Origin of the sequence: Candidatus Palauibacter soopunensis, from assembly GCF_947581735.1 — a bacterium.
Lineage (GTDB): Bacteria > Gemmatimonadota > Gemmatimonadetes > Palauibacterales > Palauibacteraceae > Palauibacter > Palauibacter soopunensis.
In genome coordinates, this window is the sequence record NZ_CANPVT010000001.1 from 62,450 (window position 1) to 83,702 (window position 21,253).

At 69.4% G+C, this 21,253-nt stretch carries 22 protein-coding genes and 1 pseudogene; 2 read left to right on the plus strand and 21 right to left on the minus strand.

The features are described from left to right. Positions 1-9: 9 nt before the first annotated feature. The 7 genes from RN901_RS00230 to RN901_RS00260 are packed head-to-tail and all read right to left on the minus strand — an operon-like array spanning position 10 to position 5,595. Positions 10-219 carry a hypothetical protein gene (locus tag RN901_RS00230; RefSeq protein ID WP_310754645.1) on the minus strand — a complete coding sequence of 70 codons (210 nt, stop codon included), beginning with the start codon at positions 217-219 and terminating at the stop codon, positions 10-12. After that, complete coding sequence (locus RN901_RS00235) at positions 216-902, minus strand: hypothetical protein (protein WP_310754646.1); 687 nt, start codon at positions 900-902, stop codon at positions 216-218. The genes RN901_RS00230 and RN901_RS00235 overlap by 4 nt, the downstream gene beginning before the upstream one ends. Then, the gene (locus RN901_RS00240; protein ID WP_310754647.1) at positions 899-1,702 is read right to left on the minus strand and encodes an enoyl-CoA hydratase/isomerase family protein; all 804 of its coding nucleotides are present in this window, start codon (positions 1,700-1,702) and stop codon (positions 899-901) included. Before RN901_RS00240 ends, RN901_RS00235 begins: the two co-directional genes overlap by 4 nt. A gap of 28 nt (positions 1,703-1,730) precedes the next feature. Then, positions 1,731-2,072, minus strand: a complete 342-nt coding sequence (locus RN901_RS00245; protein ID WP_345782332.1) for a hypothetical protein — start codon at positions 2,070-2,072, stop codon at positions 1,731-1,733. After that, positions 2,069-3,550, minus strand: a complete 1,482-nt coding sequence (locus tag RN901_RS00250; protein WP_310754650.1) for an acyclic terpene utilization AtuA family protein — start codon at positions 3,548-3,550, stop codon at positions 2,069-2,071. Before RN901_RS00250 ends, RN901_RS00245 begins: the two co-directional genes overlap by 4 nt. Further along, positions 3,547-5,157, minus strand: a complete 1,611-nt coding sequence (locus RN901_RS00255) for an acyl-CoA carboxylase subunit beta (RefSeq protein WP_310754652.1) — start codon at positions 5,155-5,157, stop codon at positions 3,547-3,549. The genes RN901_RS00250 and RN901_RS00255 overlap by 4 nt, the downstream gene beginning before the upstream one ends. Before the next feature lie 9 nt (positions 5,158-5,166). Continuing rightward, positions 5,167-5,595: a cobalamin B12-binding domain-containing protein gene (locus tag RN901_RS00260; RefSeq protein ID WP_310754653.1), complete on the minus strand. Its 429-nt coding sequence runs from the start codon at positions 5,593-5,595 to the stop codon at positions 5,167-5,169. 167 nt (positions 5,596-5,762) lie between these two features. Between RN901_RS00260 and RN901_RS00265 the strand changes: the two genes are divergently transcribed. Further along, the gene (locus RN901_RS00265) at positions 5,763-6,869 is read left to right on the plus strand and encodes an AI-2E family transporter (RefSeq protein WP_310754655.1); all 1,107 of its coding nucleotides are present in this window, start codon (positions 5,763-5,765) and stop codon (positions 6,867-6,869) included. 9 nt (positions 6,870-6,878) lie between these two features. Here RN901_RS00265 and RN901_RS00270 read toward each other — a convergent pair whose 3' ends face one another. The 13 genes and pseudogenes from RN901_RS00270 to RN901_RS00325 all read right to left on the minus strand — a co-directional run bounded on the left by RN901_RS00270 (position 6,879) and on the right by RN901_RS00325 (position 19,335). Then, a complete protein-coding gene (locus RN901_RS00270; RefSeq protein WP_345782334.1) occupies positions 6,879-7,871 on the minus strand; it encodes a GntG family PLP-dependent aldolase in 993 nt (330 codons plus the stop codon). Further along, a pseudogene (locus tag RN901_RS14955) lies at positions 7,837-7,950 on the minus strand (30S ribosomal protein S6); the annotation flags it as partial. The gene RN901_RS00270 and the pseudogene RN901_RS14955, both read right to left, overlap by 35 nt. 31 nt (positions 7,951-7,981) lie before the next feature. Next, positions 7,982-9,709 carry an amidase gene (locus RN901_RS00275; protein WP_310754657.1) on the minus strand — a complete coding sequence of 576 codons (1,728 nt, stop codon included), beginning with the start codon at positions 9,707-9,709 and terminating at the stop codon, positions 7,982-7,984. Beyond that, on the minus strand, positions 9,699-10,913 hold the full coding sequence (locus tag RN901_RS00280) for an aminotransferase class V-fold PLP-dependent enzyme (protein ID WP_310754659.1): 1,215 nt from the start codon (positions 10,911-10,913) through the stop codon (positions 9,699-9,701). The genes RN901_RS00275 and RN901_RS00280 overlap by 11 nt, the downstream gene beginning before the upstream one ends. A 31-nt stretch (positions 10,914-10,944) precedes the next feature. Continuing rightward, positions 10,945-12,153 carry a dicarboxylate/amino acid:cation symporter gene (locus tag RN901_RS00285; RefSeq protein ID WP_310754660.1) on the minus strand — a complete coding sequence of 403 codons (1,209 nt, stop codon included), beginning with the start codon at positions 12,151-12,153 and terminating at the stop codon, positions 10,945-10,947. Further along, positions 12,150-13,625 (minus strand): amidohydrolase family protein, encoded by a 1,476-nt coding sequence (locus tag RN901_RS00290; protein ID WP_310754661.1) that lies wholly within the window; start codon positions 13,623-13,625, stop codon positions 12,150-12,152. Before RN901_RS00290 ends, RN901_RS00285 begins: the two co-directional genes overlap by 4 nt. Further along, positions 13,625-14,827, minus strand: coding sequence for a membrane dipeptidase (locus tag RN901_RS00295; RefSeq protein ID WP_310754663.1), 1,203 nt, complete (start codon positions 14,825-14,827; stop codon positions 13,625-13,627). The genes RN901_RS00290 and RN901_RS00295 overlap by 1 nt, the downstream gene beginning before the upstream one ends. Positions 14,828-14,964: 137 nt before the next feature. Continuing rightward, a complete protein-coding gene (locus RN901_RS00300) occupies positions 14,965-16,089 on the minus strand; it encodes a hypothetical protein (RefSeq protein WP_310754664.1) in 1,125 nt (374 codons plus the stop codon). A gap of 49 nt (positions 16,090-16,138) precedes the next feature. Further along, positions 16,139-16,897 carry a hypothetical protein gene (locus RN901_RS00305; RefSeq protein ID WP_310754665.1) on the minus strand — a complete coding sequence of 253 codons (759 nt, stop codon included), beginning with the start codon at positions 16,895-16,897 and terminating at the stop codon, positions 16,139-16,141. Between the two features lie 14 nt (positions 16,898-16,911). Further along, positions 16,912-17,625: a hypothetical protein gene (locus tag RN901_RS00310; protein WP_310754667.1), complete on the minus strand. Its 714-nt coding sequence runs from the start codon at positions 17,623-17,625 to the stop codon at positions 16,912-16,914. Continuing rightward, the gene (locus tag RN901_RS00315; RefSeq protein WP_310754668.1) at positions 17,609-17,959 is read right to left on the minus strand and encodes a PadR family transcriptional regulator; all 351 of its coding nucleotides are present in this window, start codon (positions 17,957-17,959) and stop codon (positions 17,609-17,611) included. Before RN901_RS00315 ends, RN901_RS00310 begins: the two co-directional genes overlap by 17 nt. 111 nt (positions 17,960-18,070) lie before the next feature. Next, complete coding sequence (locus tag RN901_RS00320) at positions 18,071-18,883, minus strand: ankyrin repeat domain-containing protein (protein WP_310754670.1); 813 nt, start codon at positions 18,881-18,883, stop codon at positions 18,071-18,073. Beyond that, entirely contained in the window at positions 18,880-19,335 is a 456-nt protein-coding gene (locus tag RN901_RS00325; RefSeq protein ID WP_310754671.1) for a VOC family protein, read from the minus strand. The genes RN901_RS00320 and RN901_RS00325 overlap by 4 nt, the downstream gene beginning before the upstream one ends. Before the next feature lie 145 nt (positions 19,336-19,480). Here RN901_RS00325 and RN901_RS00330 point away from each other — a divergent pair, with 145 nt between their 5' ends. Beyond that, the gene (locus RN901_RS00330) at positions 19,481-19,744 is read left to right on the plus strand and encodes a rhodanese-like domain-containing protein (protein ID WP_310754672.1); all 264 of its coding nucleotides are present in this window, start codon (positions 19,481-19,483) and stop codon (positions 19,742-19,744) included. Positions 19,745-19,808: 64 nt separating this feature from the next. Here the strand turns inward: RN901_RS00330 and RN901_RS00335 are convergent, their stop codons facing one another. Further along, complete coding sequence (locus tag RN901_RS00335) at positions 19,809-20,900, minus strand: site-specific integrase (RefSeq protein ID WP_310754674.1); 1,092 nt, start codon at positions 20,898-20,900, stop codon at positions 19,809-19,811. Positions 20,901-21,253 lie beyond the last annotated feature (353 nt).

Consider the following 21,253-nt stretch of genomic DNA (forward strand, 5'->3'; position numbering starts at 1 on the left):
AACGCGGGATCAACTTGCTCTCTTTCGTCCCAGGCGGAGGACGACGGCCGCGACGAGCAGGCCACAGCCCGCGCCGGCGACGAAATCCTGCTCCGTGAGCGCGCCAACGAACCACGTGGCGCCCCCGGCCAGGCCGAGTCCGATCTGCAGCCGCAGCCACCAGTCGCGGACCGCCGTCGACGCCTCCGTCCCATCGTCCGGTCCGCGGTCGGCGATCACTCGTCGATCGGGCGCGCGACCGGCGTTTCGTCGCCCGCTTCGCCCCAGCCCAGCGTCGCGCCGGCGATCGCCCCCCACAGCACGTTGACGGCGAGCACGGAGAAGACGGCGAACACACCCCGCCCCGCGTAGAGCGCGAGGGCGGACAGCAGAGGGAGATCCCCCCTCGCGAAGTCCAGCGCGGGCTCGCCGAGGCCGAGCCGGATGACGACGTAGAGGGTCGGCGCCAGGGCGAAGGTCGCGCCGCGAGCGGCCGGCGAGCCGGACAGATAAGGGTAGAGCACGCCGAGCATGAGGCCCCAGACCGCGCCACTTCCGAGGTACGACAGGAACTCCGGCCCCGTCCACCCCGAAGTCAGACCCATGCTCAGCGCGCCGATGGAGCCGAACTCCGCCACGACCGAGCGCGCCACGGCGGAGACCGCGGCGCCCAGGAGTCCGCCGAGCAGCCCGAGCCCGAGGCGGGCACTGAGGTCGAGCCGCCCCTCGACCGCGGCGCCGTGCGCGCCGCCACCGAGCAGCACGGCCGTCGCGGCGAGCGCCGCGATGAGCAGGAGGACGGCGAGCGTGAGCGGCGCCCCCTCCGTCGCGAGCAGGGCGACGCCCGACGCGCCGGCGCCAAGCGCCCCGACCCGCCACAGGAAGGCCGACCCCGCCGCCGAAGCCAGACCGTTCTCGCTCATGCTCTCTCCCCTTTCTCCCGTTTCCCCCTCTTCCCGCCGCGGTCCAGGAAGGCGCGGATGCCGGACTGGCAGTCGTCCGTCATGCGGGCGATCGCGTTCACGCGGGCGCCGGTCGCGATTGCGGCCTCGAAGCTCTGCCCCTCCGTCCCGTAGAGCAGCTTCTTCGTGAGCGCGAGCGCGGACGCGCTCCGTCCCGCGAGTTCGGCCAGGAAAGCGGAGCTTTCGGCCTCGAACTCCGCGTCCGCGTAAACCCGGTTCACCAGGCCCAGCCGCGACGCCTCCGCCGCATCGATCGTGTCCCCGAGCGACATCAGCTCGAAGGCGCGCTTCTCTCCCAGATTCTGGCGCAGGATCGCCGTCACCATCGCGGGTACGAAACCGAGGCGCACCTCCGGGTAGCCGAAGCGGGCGCTCTCCGCCGCGAGCACGAGGTCGCACGCCGTCGCGAGGCCGCACCCGCCGGCCAGCGCGCGGCCGTGCACGATCGAGACGACCGGCTTCGAGAGCTTCCGCAGCAGCGTGAAGAGTTCGCCCAGCGCTTCCGCCTCCCGCAGGCTGGCCATGACGCCCTCCTCGACCGAGGCCTGCACCTCCGCCAGATCGGCGCCCGCGCAGAAGTCCGGGCCGCGTCCTCCGATCCCGATCACGCGCACCCGGGCGTCCGCCTCGGCGAGCGCGAGCGCCTCCTTCAGCTCCGCGACGAGCGCACCGCTCAGCGCATTGCGGCGCTCCGCGCGATCGAGGCGGATCCGGTTCACGCCGGTCCGTTCGTCGATCTCTATCTCGAGGTATTCGAACATGAGCCCCTCGGAGTCCCTGACCGGCGCCTCAGTCTCCCGCCCGGTTCAGGAGATGGTCCGGCACGTCGATCTCCATCCTCAGGAGGGCGGTGGCGAACGTCTTTCCCTGCGCGTCCAGCATGAGCGACACGGTCCCGCCCCCGCCCAGCGAGCGGTGGAGGAGGAAGTTGAGCGCGCGCAGGTTGGGAAGCTCGAAGCGCTCGACCTCGCCTTCGCAGATTCCCTTGAAGTGATACTTCACCCGTTCCGCCGTAACTTCCTTTACCAAAAACGGATAAATGGATGGACGAAAAGCGATGAGGCCCACGTTCGCCGTGTCCCCCTTGTCGCCCGAACGGGCGAAAGCGATCTCTCTCAGGCGCACCTTCACAGCTCCATCGTCTCCACTTTCACGTTGGACTCCACGACGCCGCGGTCGATGAGCGCGGGCCAGTAGGCGACGACCTCCTGCACGCGGGGGCGTCCGCCCGCGAAGCCCGTGACGGTGGGCGGACCCGCGAGGATGAGGGGCGCGATCTCCCGGCTGAAGCGCGACACGGCGTGCCGGTCCGGACCGCGGACGCCGACCCGCAGCGTGACCTCGGGCAGGTCGTCGGAGGGGGCGCCGGCCAGCGGCCCGTGACAGGCGCCGGCGCCGACGATCTCCGTCCGGATCTCATCGAACTCGAGCCCCAGGTGCCGCAGGCGGCCCCGGAGGATCTCGTCCGCGCGCCGTGCCTTGTCCACCGCGTCGGGCCAGGCGTAGGTCAGGGCGCCGACCGCCTTGAAGCCATCGTGGTAGGCGATGGAGACCTTGAGCTTGTCCGTGCGCGAGCGGCCGGCCACGCCGTCGACCCGGACCCGGTCCTTGCCCAGATCGCGAAGACGGATGGTCGAGAAGTCCGCGACCACGTCCGGCGTGATGTACTCCCGCGGGTCGCCGAGTTCGTACACGATCTGTTCCGCGACGGTCTCCCACGTCACCCGTCCGCCGAGCCCCGGGTGCTTCGTCACCACGAAGGCCCCGTCCTCTTCCGCTTCGATGATGGGATAGCCCGGCAGCGTGAGGTCGATCTCCCGCCAGTCGACGAGCGAGTTCCCGCCGGAGGCCTGGCAGCCGCATTCGTTGATGTGTCCGGCGACGACGCCGTGCGCGAGCCGGTCCCAGTCGTCGGCCGGCCAGGAGAACTCGTGCATGAGCGGCGCGTAGGTGAGCGCCGTGTCCGTCGAGCGCCCGGCCACGACGATGTCCGCCTCCTGGCGCAGCGCCTCGATGATCGGTTCGGCGCCGAGGTACGCGTTCGCGGCGGCCACCCGGTCGCGGACGGTCGAGAGCGGCTCCCCCGTCTCCATGTGGCGGAGTTCGTGCCCCGCCGCGAGGAGGTCGTCGAGCGATTCCATCAGGTCGTCCCCCGTGATCACGGCCACCCGGGGACGGCGCGGCAGCGACGCATCCGCGAACGCGAAACCGAGTTCGGCCCGGCACCCCTCCGGGTTCACGCCGCCCGCGTTCGAGACCACGCGGACCTCCTTCTCGAGGAGATCGCGAATGAGATCGTCCATCAGGGGCACGAAGTCGCGCGCGTAGCCGGCGGCCGGGTCCCGGTCCCGCTGCTTCTGCATGATCGACATCGTGATCTCGGCCAGGTAGTCGAGCATCAGGTAGTCGATCGCGCCGCGCCGCACCTGCAGCTTGGGCGCCTCCTGCCAGTCTCCCCAGAACCCCTGCCCCGAGGCGACGCGCACGCGGCGGCCGCCGTCGCCCCCGACGCGGGCGGGGAGCGGCCGCTCCTCGAGTCCCACCGCGGCCGACGCCTCTTCGAGCAGGGCTTCCGGCGCCCCGGGCTGCGCGTTCACAGGCGCGTTCACAGGCTGTCCGGGAGGGTGAAGGGTCCGAGATGAGGTCCCGGGTTGCCGAGGGAGCAGCGCAGCGCGAGCGACAGGACCGCCCGCGTGTCTTCCGGGGTCAGGATCGCGTCCACGAAGCCGCGCGCCGCCGCGTATTTCGCGTCGAGCTGCTCCTCGTAGTTCTCGCGCGTCCGTTCGATCGCCGCGGCCGTCTCCTCGTCCAGGTCGCCGCCCGCCGCTTCCTCGAGCTTGCGTCCGAAGGCGGCCTGTACCGCCGCCTCTCCCTCCATCACGCCCATCCGCCCCGTCGGCCACGTGAAGATGAAGTCGGGATCGAACCCCTGCGCCGCCATCGCGTAGTACCCCGCCCCGCTCGCGTGGTTGATCGTGAGCACGATCTTCGGCACGCGGGCCGTCGCCATGGACTCGACCATGCGCGCGCCCGCCCGGATGATCCCGGACTGCTCCGCCTCCGGCCCGACCATGAACCCGCTCACGTCCTGCACGAAGAGGAGCGGCGTGTCGTGCCGGTCGCAGAGGTCCATGAAGTAGGCCACCTTCTCCGCGCTCTCCGTGTACACGATCCCGCCGAACTTCGGCGGTTCGCCGGCGTCGCCCCGGAACATGCCGCGCCGGTTCGCGATGACCCCCACCCGGAAGCCGTCGATGTGCCCCGTCCCCGTGAACATCTCCGGCGCGAGGTCGGCCTGGAACTCCTCGAACGGCCCCTCGTCGAGGATCGTCTCGAGGACCGCCTCCATGTCGAAGGGCTGGCGGTGGTCGCCGGGCAGGAGCGCGTAGGCCTCCTCCGCGGCGCGCGCCGCCGCACGCGCTTCGACTGCGGGGTCCGGACGGTGTCCGGCGGGGAGTCCGGCGACGAGCGAGCGGACCTTCTCGATGCACGCGCGGTCGTCCGCCACGCGGTAGTGCGCCACGCCGCTCACGCGGTTGTGCATGAGCGCCCCGCCGAGTTCCTCGGCCTCCACCTCCTGCCCCGTCGCCCCCTTCACCAGGTTCGGCCCCCCGAGACCCATGAAGCTCGTGCCCTCGACCATCACGATCACGTCGGAAAGGGCCGGAAGATAGGCGCCGCCCGCGATGCACTGGCCCATCACGGCGGAGATCTGCGGCACCTCCAGGTAGTGTCGCATGATCGAGTTGTAGTAGAAGATGCGGCTGGCGCCGTACTGCCCGGGAAAGACCCCGCCCTGATACGGCAGGTTCACGCCGGCCGAATCCACGAGATAGACGATCGGCACGCGGCACCGCATCGCGATCTCCTGCGCGCGCAGGATCTTCGTGATCGTCTCGGGCCACCAGCTCCCGGCTTTCACCGTCTGATCGTTCGCGACGACGACGACCTCGCGCCCGCAGATCTCGCCCACCCCGGTGACCACGCCGGCGGCCGGCGCCTTGCCGTCGTACCGGTCGTGCGCGATGAGCAGGCCGATCTCCAGGAAACCGCCGCCCTCGTCGATGAGGAGGTCGATCCGCTCGCGGGCCGTGAGCTTGCCCTGGTCGTGCTGCCGGGCCACGCGCTCTTCTCCGCCGCCACGCTGGATCCGGGCTTCGAGCTCGCGCAGTTCGGCGACGAGCGCGCCCATCCGGCTGTCGTCGTTTTCGCCCACCGGCCGCGGCTAGCCTTTCGCCCCGGAGGCCTCGCGCCCGTTCTCCTCGAACCAGGCGCGGATGTAGTCGACGGCTTCGGAGGTGGAGGTCCCCGGACCGAAGAGGCGGCCGACGCCGAGGTCGTTCAGCGCCTCCACGTCCTCGGCGGGGATGATCCCTCCTCCGGTGAGGAGCACGCGGTTCATCCCCTGGCCGTCGAGGAGCGATTTTACCCGCGGGAAGAGCGTCATGTGCGCCCCCGACAGGATCGAGAGCGCCACGACGTCCACGTCCTCCTGGAGCGCGGTGGCGGCGATCATCTCGGGCGTCTGGTGGAGTCCCGTGTAGATGACCTCCATTCCCGCGTCCTGCAGGGCGGCCGCCATCACTTTCGCACCCCGGTCGTGGCCGTCCAGCCCCGGTTTGGCCACGAGCACACGGATCTTCGGTTCGGTCAAGCGCTTCTTCTCGGCAGTTCGTCTCGGGAGTTCGTCCCGGAAGTTCGCGGTCACGAGGGAACGGTCGAAGTTATCCGCGGAAAGGCGCGCGCTGCAACGACGATCCAGTGTCGGCACCACCCGTATGCGGGGTTGCCTCGACTCGCTTCGGCCCGCACCCTCGTGTGATGCGCGACGACGCGACACGAGTACACCGGACCCTCCTGAACCTCGCGGCCTTCGTCATCATCGTGGCCGGGATGCGGGCCGCCGCCCCGCTTGTGGTCTCCTTCGTGCTCGCGCTCTTTCTCACCATCCTGTGCTCCACGCCGCTCCGCTGGATGACGGACCACAGGATTCCCAAGTCCGTCGCGGTTCTCGCCCTGGTGCTCGTCATCCTCGCCCTCGGGACGGTGGCGGGGGGCCTGATCGTGACCCCCGTCGTCGAACTCGGCCGCTCGGAGGCGCAACTCGACCGGCTCTTTGCGGAGCAGATCGAGACGGTCGAGGCGACGCTGAGCGACTACATGGTGCGTTTCGGGCTCCAGTCGCCCGTGCTCGATGCCGACGAACTCATCTCGATCTCGCCGAGCTGGATGCTCGGCCTGATGCGGCAGCTCCTCGAGAACCTGGGATTCATCCTTGCCAACGGGTTCCTGATCATCCTCACGATGGTCTTCATGCTGCTCGAGGTCTCGAGCTTCCCCACCAAGGTGCGGGTCGCCCTGGGCGAGGCGGATGCGACGGAGGCGCGGGAGAACTGGGAGAAGGTCGGGACCGCGGTCCGGCGCTACGTGGTGCTCAAAACGATCGTCAGCCTCGGCACCGGCCTCTGCGTCGCGGGGCTCATGGCGCTTCTGGGCGTCAACTACCCGATTCTGTGGGGCGTGGTCGCGTTCCTGCTGAACTACGTACCCAACATCGGGTCCTTCATCGCGGCCGTGCCGGCGGTGCTGGTCGCGTGGCTCACGATGGGGGTCGGGACGGCGATCGCCGCCGCGGCCGGGTTCCTCGTCGTCAACGTCCTCTGGGGCAACCTCATCGAACCGAAGGTCATGGGGTACAGCGTAGGCCTGTCGACGCTTGTCGTCTTCGCTTCGCTCGTCTTCTGGGGCTGGGTCCTGGGACCCGTGGGGATGCTGCTGTCGGTGCCGCTCACGGTGATGTTCCGCATCGTGCTGGGGACGAACGAGTCCACGCGCTGGATCGCCGTCCTCCTCGGCTCGGAGCGCTCGGACGAGATCACCGCCGCGATCGACGCCGAAGTCGCCGTCGCGCTCGGGAATGAAGGCTAGGCCGCGACGCTAGGCCGCCGCGGCCGCCCGGAACACGTCCAGCGCCCCCGCCACATCGTCATCCGTCGTGTGGAGGTGGGGGATGACCCGCAGGTCCCGCCGGCTGTAGGCGTTCAGCAGGACTCCGTTCTCGCGGCAGCGGGCCGCGAACTTCGGCGCATCGACCGCTGCCGTCCGGAAGCGGACGATGTTCGTCTCCACGGCTTCGACGTCGACCGCCAGGCCGGGGATCGCGGCGAGCCCACGGGCCAGCGTCCTCGCCCGGGCGTGGTCCTCCGCCAGCCGCCCGCGGTGGTGTTCGAGCGCGTACAGGGCGCCCGCGGCGACGATCCCCGCCTGCCGGAAGCCGCCGCCGTAGAGCTGCTTGAAGCGGCGGGCGCGCTCGATGAGATCGGCCGGGCCGGCGAGGACGGAACCCAGCGGGGCACCGAGCGCCTTGGAGAAGCAGACGTTCACCGTGTCGAAGCCCGCCGCGAACTCCGCCTCGGGGATGCCGGTGGCCGCGGTCGCGTTCCACAGCCGGGCGCCGTCGAGGTGGGTCGCGAGGCCGGCTTCGCGCGCGGCGGCGAGCATCTCGCGCAGGAGGTCCGGCGGCCACACGGCGCCGCCCGCCCCATTGTGCGTGTTTTCGGCGCACACCAGCCGCACGGGCGACTGCATGCGCGCGCGCACGGTCCCCATGTCGAGATTGAGCGCCGCCCGCAGCGTCGCCGCGCCGAACATGCCGCGTTCGCCCTCGAGCGGCCGGATGACGACCCCGGAGATCGGCGACGGCGCGCCCCCTTCGCCGAACCAGATGTGCGCTCCCGGACCGATGAGCACAGTGTCGCCCGGCTCCGTGTGCGCCCGCAGGGCGAGCTGGTTGCTCATCGTCCCCGTCGGCACGTACATGGCGGCTTCCTTGCCGAGGATCGACGCCGTCCGCCGCTCCAGTTCGAGCACCGTCGGGTCGTCGCCGTAGCAGTCGTCACCCACGGGCGCCGCCGCCATCGCCGCCCGCATCGCCTCCGTCGGGCGCGTCACCGTGTCGCTGCGAAGGTCGATCACCTTCCCCGCCCCGTTCGCGGCCCCGTTCGCGGCGGCATCGTCGGCTCCGTTCCCGGCTGCCGGGCTCACGAAGCGAACTGCGGCGGACGCTGCAGGTGGTGCTCCGTCGCGTCCTGCACCGCCTTCGCGAGCCGCAGCGCCTCCGCGTCGCCGAACAGCTTGCCGACGAACGAAATGCTCGTCGGCGTCCCGTCCTCCGAGCGGTATCCGTTCGGGATCACGACCTGCGGGTGGCCCGTGAGGTTCGTGAGCAGGAGCATCGACCCCCCGAAGCTCGGCGTGACGACGACGTCGATCCCCTCCATCGCCCGCGCGAAGCGGTGCATGGCGATCGTGCGCAGCCGGTTCGCCTGGATGTACTCGGACGCGGGGATCATGCGCCCCGTGCGCATGATGTTGGGGCGCGCGTTCTCCCCCTGCAGCACGAGATCGTCTTCCCGCCCGCTCAGGATCAGGTCGTCGAACGCCGCCCCCTGCTCCGCGCTGAGGATGATCCGCATCGCGTCGTAGGGGAGGTCGTCCGGGAGTTCGACGGGCACCGGGTCGATCCCGAGCCCGCGTACAACCTCCAGCGACGTCTCATCGAACGCCTTCCACTCCACATCCTCCCGCTCCTCTTCGAACGCGGACGGCACGTAGGCGACGCGCAGGTCCGAGAGCGGCCGCTCCGGGTCCCAGTCGAAGGCCACGTCGCGCGCCGTCGGATCCTGGTCGTCCGATCCCTGGATCGCGTCGAGCACGATCGCGCAGTCCTCCACGCTGCGGCAGATCGGCCCCAGCTTGTCCATGGACCACGAGAGGGCCATCGCCCCCGCCCGGCTCACCCGCCCGAAGGTGGGCCGGAGCCCCGAGGCGCCGCAGCGCGTGGAGGGAGAGACGATGGAACCCAGCGTCTCGCTCCCGATCGCGAATCCGACGAGCCCCGCCACGACGGCCGCCGTGGACCCGGCGGAAGACCCGCTCGACCCCTGCTCGAGGTTCCACGGGTTCCGCGTCAGCCCCCCGTACCACACATCCCCGCGCGCCAGCGCCCCCAGCGTGAGCTTCGCGACGAGCACCGCGCCCGCTTCCTCGAGCTTCCGCCCCACGGTGGAGTCTTCGGGGATGTACTGGTCTTCGTAGGGCTTGGCGCCCCACGTCGTGAGCGTTTCGTCCTCGGAAAGAAGATCCTTGGCCCCCCAGGGGATCCCGTGCAGCGGCCCCCGGTAGTATCCCCGCGCGATCTCGGCGTCGGCGCGCGCCGCCTGCCGCATGGCGAGGTCCTCGGTGAGCGCGATCACGGCCAGCAGCGTATCGCCGTGGGCGCGCAGCCGACCCAGGTACATCTCCGTGAGTTCGGTCGACGTCACCTGCCGCGCGCGGACCAGTTGAGCCAGGTCGGTCACCGGTCGGAACGCGAGTTCCTCGAGATTGGCGGGCCGCTCGAGGCCCCGGGGACGCGTGTAGCGGAAGACGGTCGACGCGGATGGGGCCGGATAGGAGGTTCCCGGAAGCACGGGATCGAAGTGGAGGGCGGGGACGACGGAGTTCGGCATCCCCATCGTGCGGAGCTGCGCGTACCGCTCCCGCATCGCGTTCACCTCCTCCACCATGAGTTCGACCTCATCCTCGCTGAAGTCGAGTCCGGCGACGCGCACGGCGGCGCTGATATCGGCCCGGGTGACGGCCTCCTGCCCCTGGTTGGTGCGCGCCCACAGCGCGGCCGGAAGCGCCGTCCCGCCCAACCCGAGCGCCGACAACGACGCCATGAACGCCCGCCGATCGAGTGCGGGACGGCCGGAATCAGTAGCCATTGTCGTCCTCCCTGACCGCCTGACCATACCGTGTGCGAGCACACCACGCTTCGGCGGCCTCTACGACGCGGTCGATGTCGGACTCGTCGTTGTAGACGCCGATGGAGAAGCGGAGCATGCCGGTGCGGATCGCGAGGCGGATGCCGGCGGCGGTCAGGTGGTCGTAGAGCGAGTTCATGGCGGGGTCGTCGGCCGTGTAGTGGCGGCCGCCGCCGCTCTCGCCGACCGAGACGATGTGCGCCAGGTGGGGTCCCGGACTCCCGCCGACGACCGGAAGGCCGAGGTCCAGCAGTCCATTGACGAGACGGGCCGCCAGACTGCGCACATGCGCCTCGATGCGCGCCACGCCCCAACCGCCCAGCAGGTCCAGCGCCGCATCGGTCGCCGCCGCCCCGAGATAGTTGTAGTTGCCCACGTCGAAGCGGAGGGCGCCCGGGCGGAAGCGGAGTTCATCGTCCGAGTACGCCGTCTCGTGCGCGTCGAGTTCGATCCCGAACCGCGCCACGTGCACCGGCGTCAACGTCTCGGCCACCTCGCGCCGCACATACAGGAAGCCGAACCCGTACACCGAGAGGAGGGCCTTCTGCGCCGCGACGGCCAGCGCATCGACGCCGAGTTCGTTGACGTCCGTGCGGTGCGCGCCGATCGATTGCGCCGCGTCCACCAGCGTCAGCGCCCCGACCCTCCGGGCCGCGGCCGCGATCGCCTTCATGTCGGTCACGAACCCCGGCGCGAAGGTGATGCTCGGGATCGTCACGAGCCGCGTGCGTTCGTCCATCGCCGCGGCCATCGCCTCGACCGGAACGTGCCCGTCCTCCGGCGCGACCGGCCGCACCTCGATCCCGTGCGTGCGGACGAGGCTGTACCAGAGGTAGATGTTGTTCGGGTGCTCGAGCGCGGGGCACAGCACCACGTTGTCGCCCGCCTGCCACGGGAGGCTCGCGCCGAACAGGTTGAGACCGTCGGAGACATTCTTCGTGATCGCGACCTCGTCCGCGGCCGCGCCGATGAGGGCTCCGAACGACGACCGCGCGCGATTGACGGTGGCCACCATCTCCGTCTTGTCGCCCCGCCCCGACGTCCTCCCACCCAGATGACGCTCGATCGCCGCCCGCACCGGCTCGGCCATCAGCGAGTTCGCGGAGATGTCGAAGTAGGGCTGCTCGCTCGCGCCGGGGAAGAGCGCTCTCACATCCGGGTTCATGGGCGCCTCCGGATCGCCATCGGGCTCCGCCTCACGCTCGCCTCGCTTCGGAGCGAGCGACGAGCGCTGCGCCGACCATGTCGCCCATGATGTTCACCGTTGTGTTGCTCATGTCGACCAGACGGTAGATCCCGCCGACGATCGCCGCGACCTCGATGGGCAGGTTCAGCGCCTGAACGTAGATGAGCGCGACGACGAACCCGCCTCCCGGAACCCCGCCCGTCCCGTGCGAGAGCAGCATGCCCAGAAGCAGGATCGTGACGAAGTCCGCCGGGGAGAAGGTGACGCCGGCCGCCTGCGCCGTGAAGAGGAGGACCGCCGCGAGCATGACCGAGGTCCCGTCCTTGTTGAGTTGCGCCCCGAGCGGGAGGACGAAGGAGTAGACGCGGCGCGGGAGATCGAGACGTCCGGCGGTTTCCAGTCCGACCGAGAGCGAGGCGAGACTGGACGTCGTGGCGGCGGTCGTGGCCCACAGCGAACCCGTGGCCCGCAGGAACCGGGCCGGCCGATAGTCGCTGAAGAACCTGAGCAGGAGCATGTACCCGGTCACGATGACGATCTGCGCTCCCCACACTCCCGCGAGGAAGCGCGCCGTCGGGCCGATCAGGTCGGCCCCGTAGCGGCCCACCGTGACCGCGACGAGGGCGCCGATCCCGACCGGGGCGACCCACAGGACCATGTGGACGAGCCGCCGGAAGAGCCCCGCCAGATCCTCGAAGAGGGTGGCGAGGCGAGCGCGCGGGCCGTCCCCCAGAGCCATGGTCGCGATCCCCAGCATCAGCGCGAGAATGACGATTTGCACGACGTTCCCCTCGGCGAAGGCACGCACGACGTTCGTCGGGATCATGTCGAGGAGGACATCGGCGGCCGAAGGCGCCTCCCCCACCGCCCCCGAGACGGTCTCCGGCGCCGTCTCCGTGACCGTCTCCGTGAGCCGCAACCCGGCGCCGGGGCGCAGGAGCGCCATGGCGCCCAGCCCGAGCGAGAGCGCGACGAGTTCCGTCGTGAGGAAGAATCCGACGGTCTTGCCGGCGAGCCGCCCGAGCGTGCGCAGATCCGCCAGCGAGGTGAGACCCGCGAGGAGATTGAAGAAGACGAGGGGCGCGGCGACCAGAACGAGAAGCGTGATGAAGAGGTCGCCGAGCGGCTGGATCGCGGCGACGCGCTCGCCGAGGACGGCCCCCAGAACGACGCCGGCGAGCATCCCGATGAGGATCCGCCCGCCCGGCCCCACTTTCATCGGCGGGGCGGGGTTCCGAGTTCGAATTCGTCGCGGTCGAAGCGGCGGCCGCGCTTGAGTGTGAAGCGTATGGACTTGACGTTTTCGACGCCTGCCGTGGGATCCTCTTCCAGGAAGACGAGGTTGGCGTACTTCCCTTCCTCGACCGTCCCGATGTCCTCTGCGAGACCGAGCGCGAGCGCGCCGTTGCGCGTGGCGGCCCGAATGACGTCGGCCATGGGCATGCCGACGCGCTCGTGGAGGTAGGCCAACTCATCGTAGAGGGCGGGCCATTCGGAGCCCGCGGCCGGCGGCGCGTCGGTGCCCGCCGCGATCAGGACGCCGGCCTCGTGGGCGCGGCGGGTGAGGCCGACGCTTTCCTCGGCGCTGCATGCGGCCCGGACGCCTCGCCGGCGCGGATCGGGAGGCGGGGCGTCCGGCCCTTCCCCCGGGGCGTCGGGCCTCGCGGCAGCGGGCCTCCGGGCGGGAGGCGCGGCGGCGCTGTCCCGAGCCATCGTCATCTCCTGGCGAAAAAAGCCGACCTTGAGCGTCGCGTCCAGCACCGTGCCCTGGCGTTTCATCTCCTCGAGGACCGCATCGATGCGCGGATCGTCCAGGTCCACCTGGACCATGCCGGAGCGGCGTCCGGCCAGCGCCTCCTCGATCACTTCGTCGGGGATCGCGGCGCTCGCCAGACTGCACACGTGGGACATCGACGTGACCCCCGCCCTCGCGACATCCATCGGAAGGGCCGGGCCGACGTGGGTGTGGGACCAGACGGGGATCCCCTGGCGCCGGGCCTCCGCCGCGATCCGCGCCAGGAGGGGGCCTTCGATCGAGGCATAGGTCTTCAGTCCCGTCGCCCACGTGCCCCGGGCCAGCGCGATCGTTTCCACCAGATCCGTCTCGTCATCGACGATCTGCAGCCAGGGGACGCGGCCGGGCACTTCACCCATCGACGAAGACCGCGTGCGCGGATCGACGAAGAAGGACTCGCCCGCGACCAGCGCCGCGTAGTGGATGTCGGGCGACGGGATCTCGCCGACCAGCGCCGCCCGCTGGAGTTCCGCGAGCGCGCGCACGTCGCCTGCCATGTCCCGGGCCGTCGTCACGCCGCCGTAGATCAAGCGGTTGAGTTCGAACTCGGCCGCGGCCCGGTCCGCGCGCGTGGCGAGGTGCGTGTGGCTCTCGATCAGTCCGGGGATGACGTACAGCCCCCGCGCATCCTCGACCTCGGCCTCGGGCCAGGCGTCGAGGGACAGTTCATCCGTCGGCGCGAGCGCCGCGATCCGTCCATCGCGGACGACGATCGACATGTCCGGCATGAGCGGCGCCCCGGTGCCGTCCATCACCGAGACCCCTTCGTAGATGGTCGTCTCGGGCTCCGCGTTCGGATTCCGCGGCGGTTCCCCGCTCCGCGACTGGCCCGCGAGAGGCGCGGCCAGCGCGGCGAGCGCCGCCAACGCCGTCGTCGCGACCCCTCTCGACGCCATCATTCTCCCCATACGTCGCGCAGGACGCGCAGCGCGTTCAGCCCCAGGATCCGCTCGATGCGCTCCGACGAGTGTCCGCGCGCCCCGAGCATGCCGGCCAGCTTCCGGAACTGGTCCGGGCCCTGAAGATCCGGGATGAAGGGGACGACGCCGGGGCGCTCGCCCGCCGCGCTGATCCCCGCCCTGCGCCGGGCCTCGACCTCCCGGCGCGCCGCCTCGTACGCGGCATCGAGATCGTCCACGGCCGTCGTGCCGCCATCGGTGCCGATGCCGACGTGTTCCTCCCCGCACACCTGCACCGCGTGCTCGATGTGCCGCACCACGTCCTCCGCGACGGCCATGCCGTCGGCCGCGAGGAAGGGCATGAAGTAGATCCCGACGAACCCGCCGCCCTCGGCGACGAGCCGCAGTTCCCGGTCCGTCTTGTTGCGGGGAAGGTCCGTCACCGCGCGGCAGCCGGTGTGCGTGATCGCGATCGGCGCCGCGGAAGCGTCGATCCCGTCCAGGCAGGTCCGCTCGCCGCTGTGGCTGAGATCCACCAGCGTCCGGGTGGCGTTGAGTTCGGCGACCGCGTCCCGCCCGAAATCGGTGAGGCCGCCGTTCTCCGGCACCATCGATCCGTGCCCGAGCTGGTTCGCGCCGTTGTACGTGAGCTGGATGATCCTGACGCCGAGGCCGGCGAAGACGGCGACGCGCCCCGCGTCGTCCCCCATCATGGCCGCGTTCTGGAAGCCCTGGATGATGCCGACCCTGCGGTCGCGGGCCGCGCGCTCGATGTCGGCCGCAGACCAGACCTTGAGGAGCGCCTCCGGATGATTCCGGATGATCCGGTTCCAGCGCGCGACCTCGGCGACGGAGTACTCGAACGGCTCCTGCGGGCCCGCCACGTAGCCGATCGTCGTGTTGACGGCGGCGGTGCCCGAGTCGAGGGCGTCGGAGAGCGCCCGCTCATCCAGCGTGAGCGGCCCGTCCGCCGGGTCGCCGCCGAGCGGACCCCGCGAACCGCGGCGATTGGGGTTCCGGATCCCGCCGAGCATGTTGATGACGAACGGATCGGACTGAGGGCGCCGCGCCGGCGCCACCCGGACTCGACCCGCGACACTCGTGGCGCCAAGCGCGAAGCCGGCCGCGGCGCCAAGAAAGGCGCGCCGCCCCATGCTGCGCGGGTTCCGGTTCTCCATCGTCACTGTCCCCCGGATCACGGGTTCCTCCGCCGGACCCCCGGGTTCGCCCTCCGGCGAAACCGCGAAGCCGCGTCGGGTGAAGCAGGAGCCCTTTACAGTAGGATCAGGGGGACGCGCAGGCACACCTTCCGCTTGCGGTGACGAACCGTGCCGCGTTACGGGATTTGCGCTCTTCCATCCATGAACGCCGCCACGAGCGGCACCATGAGCGTCACCGCGGCAACCGTCGTGACTGTAACGAGGTCTCCGCACGTCGTTCCACAAATCACTATGTCGTGGATCGGAGGCACAAGAAGATGAACGACGACGAACACGTAGCAGGCACTTATCAGGATACGCAGCCGCGCCTCGAGAGGCCCGCCGTCCGAGGCGAACCATATGGTTTCGCCGACAATGCGGTATTCCTTCGCGCGATTCTCATCGACGGCCGTCGCGATGGCACAGTATCGATGGTACAGCACTTTCCGGACCACCAACATCGTCACCGCACAGATCGTCACCATGTTGACGGTCTGCCAATCGTAGAGCCTGTCGTTGCCGGGCATCCCCAGCGCACTCGACTCGATGGCGGTCAGGCCAAGATAAAGTGGAATCAAGCTCGCCCAGGCGAACGCCCCTGTCGCGGTGCGTCGATCCGTTCGACACCACCGCAGCAGGATCCCGCCCAGAGCGTACACGACCGCGACCAGGAGGAGCATCGCCAGCACCACGGTCGCAGTGCCGTATTCCGCGAGCCTGGCGGCAACCCACGGGGCCTGCGCCTTCGCGATGGCGAATGCCAGGACCGGTGTTGCGGCGCCGACAACGAGAGCCTGACGGCAGCCCCTGTCACGAATCGCTCCGATTCCGTCCCACAGGCCGGGGAACAGAGAGCCGACATCTCTGTGTTTGCCCGTTCCCTGGCTCTCGAGGGCAGGAAGATGCTCGTCGATGAACGCCTTGCGATTGCGTCTCCGCATCGTTTCGACGTCGTCGAGGTACCTGCGTCGAGTGAGGTTCACCCGAAAGATGAGCCACAGTCGGCCATAAGAACGGTTGAGTGCGGCGCCGACGCCGCGTGCCGAGACGTCGCGCGCAACCGCCCGATTCTCCGTGGCTCTGTCGCTGAGCGTCAGCCAGGACTGGAGTTTGGCGCTCGCCCGCCGAACGTTGGACAAGTGCGTGGCGGAGTTGATCACTATCGTGCCGGCGGCCATACCGACCATTAGCACGGGCAATGCGATCCCGAGGATCCCATACAGATCGCCTTCGGCGAGCAGGTTCTGCGGTCCGACCGCCACGTCGTCGACTCCCGGCCCCAGACCCGTGTCAGCCCCCGGCGTCGGGTGGCTACCCGTCGAGCAGGGGGGCGAAATGCTCGGAGGCGAAGGCGGCGAGGAGCTGGTCCGCGGGGATGCGTTCAAGATCCAGGAGATTGCAGCCCGGCCACCGCTTCGCCTTCCGGCGGAGCGTTTCTCGGGGGAGGCCGAGTTGCGCGCCCACATTCTTCCACTTCGCGCCGGTGGCTCGCAGTTGCTGCGCCCGGAGGATGGCGAGGGCTCCGAGGAACCGGTTGAGCGTCGTCCGGCCCCGGGCGCGGGCCTGAAACTGCTGAAACAGCGTGACGGGAGCGCAGCCCACGCCGGCCGCGAGTTCCTGCACGTTGCGGACGGGCGTGTGGCGGGCCTCCCTAAGGCTGTATGCCACGGCGGATCGGAGAGCCGGCGGCGCCGCCGACCGCCGAATCTTCTCCGCGAGTTGCTCCAACGCGGACGCGCCGCATGCGGACTCGATGCGCGCGGCGAGCTGACTCTCGACATCCTCGAACCAGACGAGATCCGCCACCTGCACTCTGCTCAGAAGACGCGCGACGGTGATTTCACGGTCCGTGACGAGGATCACGGGAACCCACGGGAGTTTCCGCTCGACCTCGCGTATGAGGGCGATCCTTTCCGCCAGGAGCCGGCTGCGGCAGCTGAACACCAGGCACTCGATGTCGAGGTCGGCGGCCGCGAGGTCGTTTGTCGTGTGGATCACGCGAACGCCGCCGACGACAGCCCCTCTCATGAGTTCCGCATCGCGGGTCGTGTCCGCGAGGATCCCGATCATTCCACGATTCCCGGTTACGCCAGCGATTGCCTGGGCGACTCCCTCGGCGATTCCTTCGGCGGGGGGGAGACCCACTCGCGACCGCGCAGCCACAGGGCAACGGACGCGAGCGCGAAGGAGGCCGACCACGCCCAGTAGGCGGGACCCAGGTGGCCGTGCACGACGAGTTCGGCGTCGACGGGGATCGGAATGGGGCGGAGGAGGTTGAACGCGCCCAGTACAAGGGCTGAACCACCGATGGCTCCGAGGGCGCGCCCCACCCACGCGTCGACCGAGCGTCGGGCGCGCCCGAAGGCCAGGGACGTGGACATCATGACCAGGGTGGAGAGCGCAGCGAGGGTCAGGACGGAGACCGGCGCGAGCGGCAGAAGCTCCTGCCACGAGATCGACATCCTGAAGTCCGGGTGCGACGGCTCAAACGCCACGGTGCCGAAGTCCGAGAGAAACAGCGACAGCGCGTACAGCCCCCAGCCCGCCAGGAGGAGATGCCGCCACGCCGGATTGTCCTGCTTCGCGAACTCCCGTGAGAGTACGGTGGGATCGCCGAGTTCTTCCCGGGCGGCGGCCTCGAGCGCGGCGGTGGCGGCCGGAGCGGCGTCCGACTCCGGATTCTCGGCCGCGTGGGCCCGCAGGTGGTCCTCGAGTTCAGCCAGTTCGCGTTGTGAGAACCGCCCCCCGGCCTCCAGGCCCCTGCGCCACGTCCGGATCTCGTCATCCAGCCGAGACATCGCCGCCTCGCCAGGATAGCTCCAGAATTCCGTACACGGCCCGCCAGCTCTTCCGGTCGGTCGCCAGCTGCCGCCGCCCGCGGGTCGTCAGCGTGTAGTACTTACGCGGTCGTCCTTCGTCGGTGGGTTCCCAGTAGCCTTCGATGAGGCCGTCCTTCTCCAGCCGGTGCAGGAGGGGATAGAGCATCCCGCCCGACCACTCCAGGTCGCCGCCGGAGAGCCGCTTCACCTGCTTGATGATCTCGTAGCCGTACGTGTCGCCGCCCGCGAGGATCGAGAGCACCAGGGGGCGCGAAGAGGCGGCGACCAACTCCTTGTAGATCGACTTCTTCATCCGTTCTTCGATATGTAGAAGTACAATATAGCTTGAACACCTACATATCGTGCCGGGCGAAGGGTCGCAACTGCGAGTCTCCCAGCGAGTTCTCCTGGATCCCTCTACCGCTCAGGCGCCGGAGACCCCCGGGCGCGTCCTCCGGAATCGCGCGACCAGAACTCCCAGCAAGCCGAGGACGAAGACCCCTACGGCACCTCTCGCCGCCACGGCCTGAAGGAACCGCGCCCGTATCGCCTCCCTGCGCGCCTCCTCTTCCTGCAACATCCCGGCCAGGCGCTCGTCCCTGGCCCGCCCCGCAGCAGTAAGGCCGCCCTCGGTCTCCACCGAAAGGTCCGCGCCGTGCCGGATCAGCACGTCCACGATGGCCGGATCCGGGTGTCCCGTGGGGCCGTCCCGGGTTCGTCTGGCGGCGTCGTGCAGCGGCGTGCCTCCGTTGTGCTTTTGGACGTCTACGTCGGTCACGCCGGCGAGTGAATCGACGACGGCCGGGTTCTCGCTGAACAGGGCGGCAAGGTGAAGAGGTGTACGGCCGTGCCAGGTCGTGGCGTAAACGTTCGCCCCGTATTCCAGCAGCGCCCCTACCACGGCGGGGTTCCGGTTGTACCGGGCCGCCCAGTGCAGGGGGGTCCGACGCGCGCGGGTCGAGGCCTCCAGGTCGGCCCCCGCCTCGATCAGCACCCGGATCACGCCGGGATCGTCGCTGGACCGGGCCGCCCAGTGCAGGGGTGTCCGCTCGTCGGGAGTGGACCGATCGTCGACGCTGTACCCGGCGGCAAGACATGTTCTCACCGTCGCCGGATCCGCCCGCTCCCAGAACGGTCCCGCCAGCCAGCCTTCGCACGGAGTCTGGGCCGGCGCGACCGCAAGCGAGGTCAGAACCGGAAGAACGAGAAGGGTCGAGAACGGCGGTGGCTTCGTCACGAGGCCCCGTTGTCGCCGACATCGACGGGCCCGGCCGCGAGAGCCGCCTCGAGATCGAGCCAGAACGGCTCCCAGATGTGTCCGTCCGGGTCCGCGAAGGCGCGCGCGTACATGAAGCCGTAGTCCATCGGTTCCCGCGGTTCGTCCGCTCCGTGCCCGAGCGCCGTGTCCATGAAGCCGTCCACTTCCTCGCGACTCTCCAATTGGAGCGAGACGAGGACCTCCGTCGCCTCGCGCGCGTCGGCGAGCGGCCGCGGCGTGAACGTCGAGAACCTCTCGGGCGTCACGAACATGCAGTAGCAGTTTCCGTTGAGCTCCATCCCGAGCGTCGCCTCGTCGCTGAAATCGTCATCGAAGGCGAAGCCGAGCGCAGCGAAAAAAGCCCGCGAGCGTTCGAGGTCGGCGACCGGGAGGTTGATGTAGACGTTCATGGCATAAACGTTGGCGATCATCGCAATGAACGACAACTCTTTGCGACAATCACCGGCCCGCACTTGCACCGGGTCATGTGCTACGGTACTACGAGCGTGGCCCCTGCAGCCGGCCACCCCGCTCCTGAAAGAACCTCGCGAACCTCCAGACAAATCGGAGCGATACATGAACACGGCCCAGATGGACCACTACAGGCAGAAGCTGGCCTTCGAGACGGACGCGTGGGACCTCAAGGAAGCGCTGGACCGGGACGACCCCGTGGTCGTGATCGACGGACGGTCCGCCGAAGCCTACGCCCGCGAGCACATCCCCGGCGCCGTGAACCTTCCGCACCGGGAGATCAGCGCCGAGACGACGGCGTCGCTCGACCGGTCCAGGCTCTACGTCTGCTACTGCGGCGGAAGCAGTCGTGTTCACAATCTGCTGTGAACATTGATCTTACGGGAATCATACCCTGTTTTCCCGCTTTTCGATTCCCGCCGTTCGCCTTGGGTCAGGCGCGAGCCCTCGGGCGGCTCTCCAGAGCCTTCCTGAGCTGTCCAGCGTCGGCCTGCTGATAGCAGCGCAGCACCGTCTGGGCTTCCTTCCACCCACCGAGTTCGCAGAGCACCTTCAGCGGAAGGGCCATTAGGTCGGACGCGAACTTCCGCCTCAGCGAGTGCCAGCCCCTCCCGCGCTTCGGTTCGAGCCCCGCCAGCGATTGGGCTTTGTCCCACCAATACCGGACCGCCGACAGGCCCGCGCACCGCGAGGCGTCCTTGGGGGCAGGCAACACCGGAGAGTCCCCGGCGTCGGGATACCTGCGTTGCGCAGCCTCTTCCAAGGCGACGACGGCCTCGTCGGTCATCGGTGTGACGTGCTCGTAGCCGGTCTTCTCATGCTCCGCCCGCCAGACGATGGTCCTGTCGTCGAAGTCGATATCAGACCACCGAAGCTGACGGATCGCGCCGATTCTGTGTCCCGTTTCGTGGGCCAGCACGAGCGCGACATGGAACCTCCAGTCCACCTTCCGGGAGACTCCGAGCAACGCCCCGTACTCCTCGTCGGAGAGGACGACCCGGGTGGGGTTCTTCTCCTTGGGCGTCTTCAAGCCCCTCAGCGGATTCGAGTCGAGAAGGAGCCTCCCGTTCTCGTCCCGGGACTTCGACGCCCAGTTGAGGACCGCGATCAGGAATCTCAGGTCGAACTCGACTGTCCGGTCGGACACGGGTTTGCCGCTGGGTCCAACCTTGCCGACCCTCCGCGCCCGGATGAAGCGATCCCAATCGCGCTGCGACAGGGTCGCCGGATCGCGGTCGAGTCCGAAGAACCCGAGGAACATCCTCATCGCAACCCGGTCGTATCGCCGCGACCTGTCGGCCTTGGTCGGCGTCACCTCCTCACCGTAGATGTCAAAGAGCCTTTCCAGCGTGAGCGGCTCGGGTTCGGCGTTGCCGTTGGGCTCGTGAACCGCGAAGCCCGCGGCGGCCTCGTCGGCCTGCCTCTTGGCCCGAGTCCAATCGCGGTGCTTCAGCGACCGGCTGAGCCTGCGTCCGTTCTCGCGCCACTCCATCTGGTAAAGGCCGGTCTTGGGGTCTGGAAACACCCGGACCCGGTTCCGGCCCCACTCGCCGGCGCTGTACGAGCGCCGACTTCGTTTCGTGCGTGCCATCGTTCGATTCCTCTCTCGATGGACTGCACGATCTGCGCGAACGAAGTATCGCGGAGCGAAGGCTTCTCCGCCACTCGCGGCCTTTGGCCCGACTCCCTCCTGGGCGGCCGTGTACGACGCGACTCAGGCGGCTCGCAGGGCCTCGACTGCTCGCGTTGAGGGCGTTATCAGACGGCGCGCGCAGGGGGTCCCCGCGTTTGCGGGGTTTCGGAGGAGCCAGATGTGTTTTTGCTTCACAAAAACTCTCTGGCCGGGGGAACCCCGGACCCCTTCACGACATCCGCACG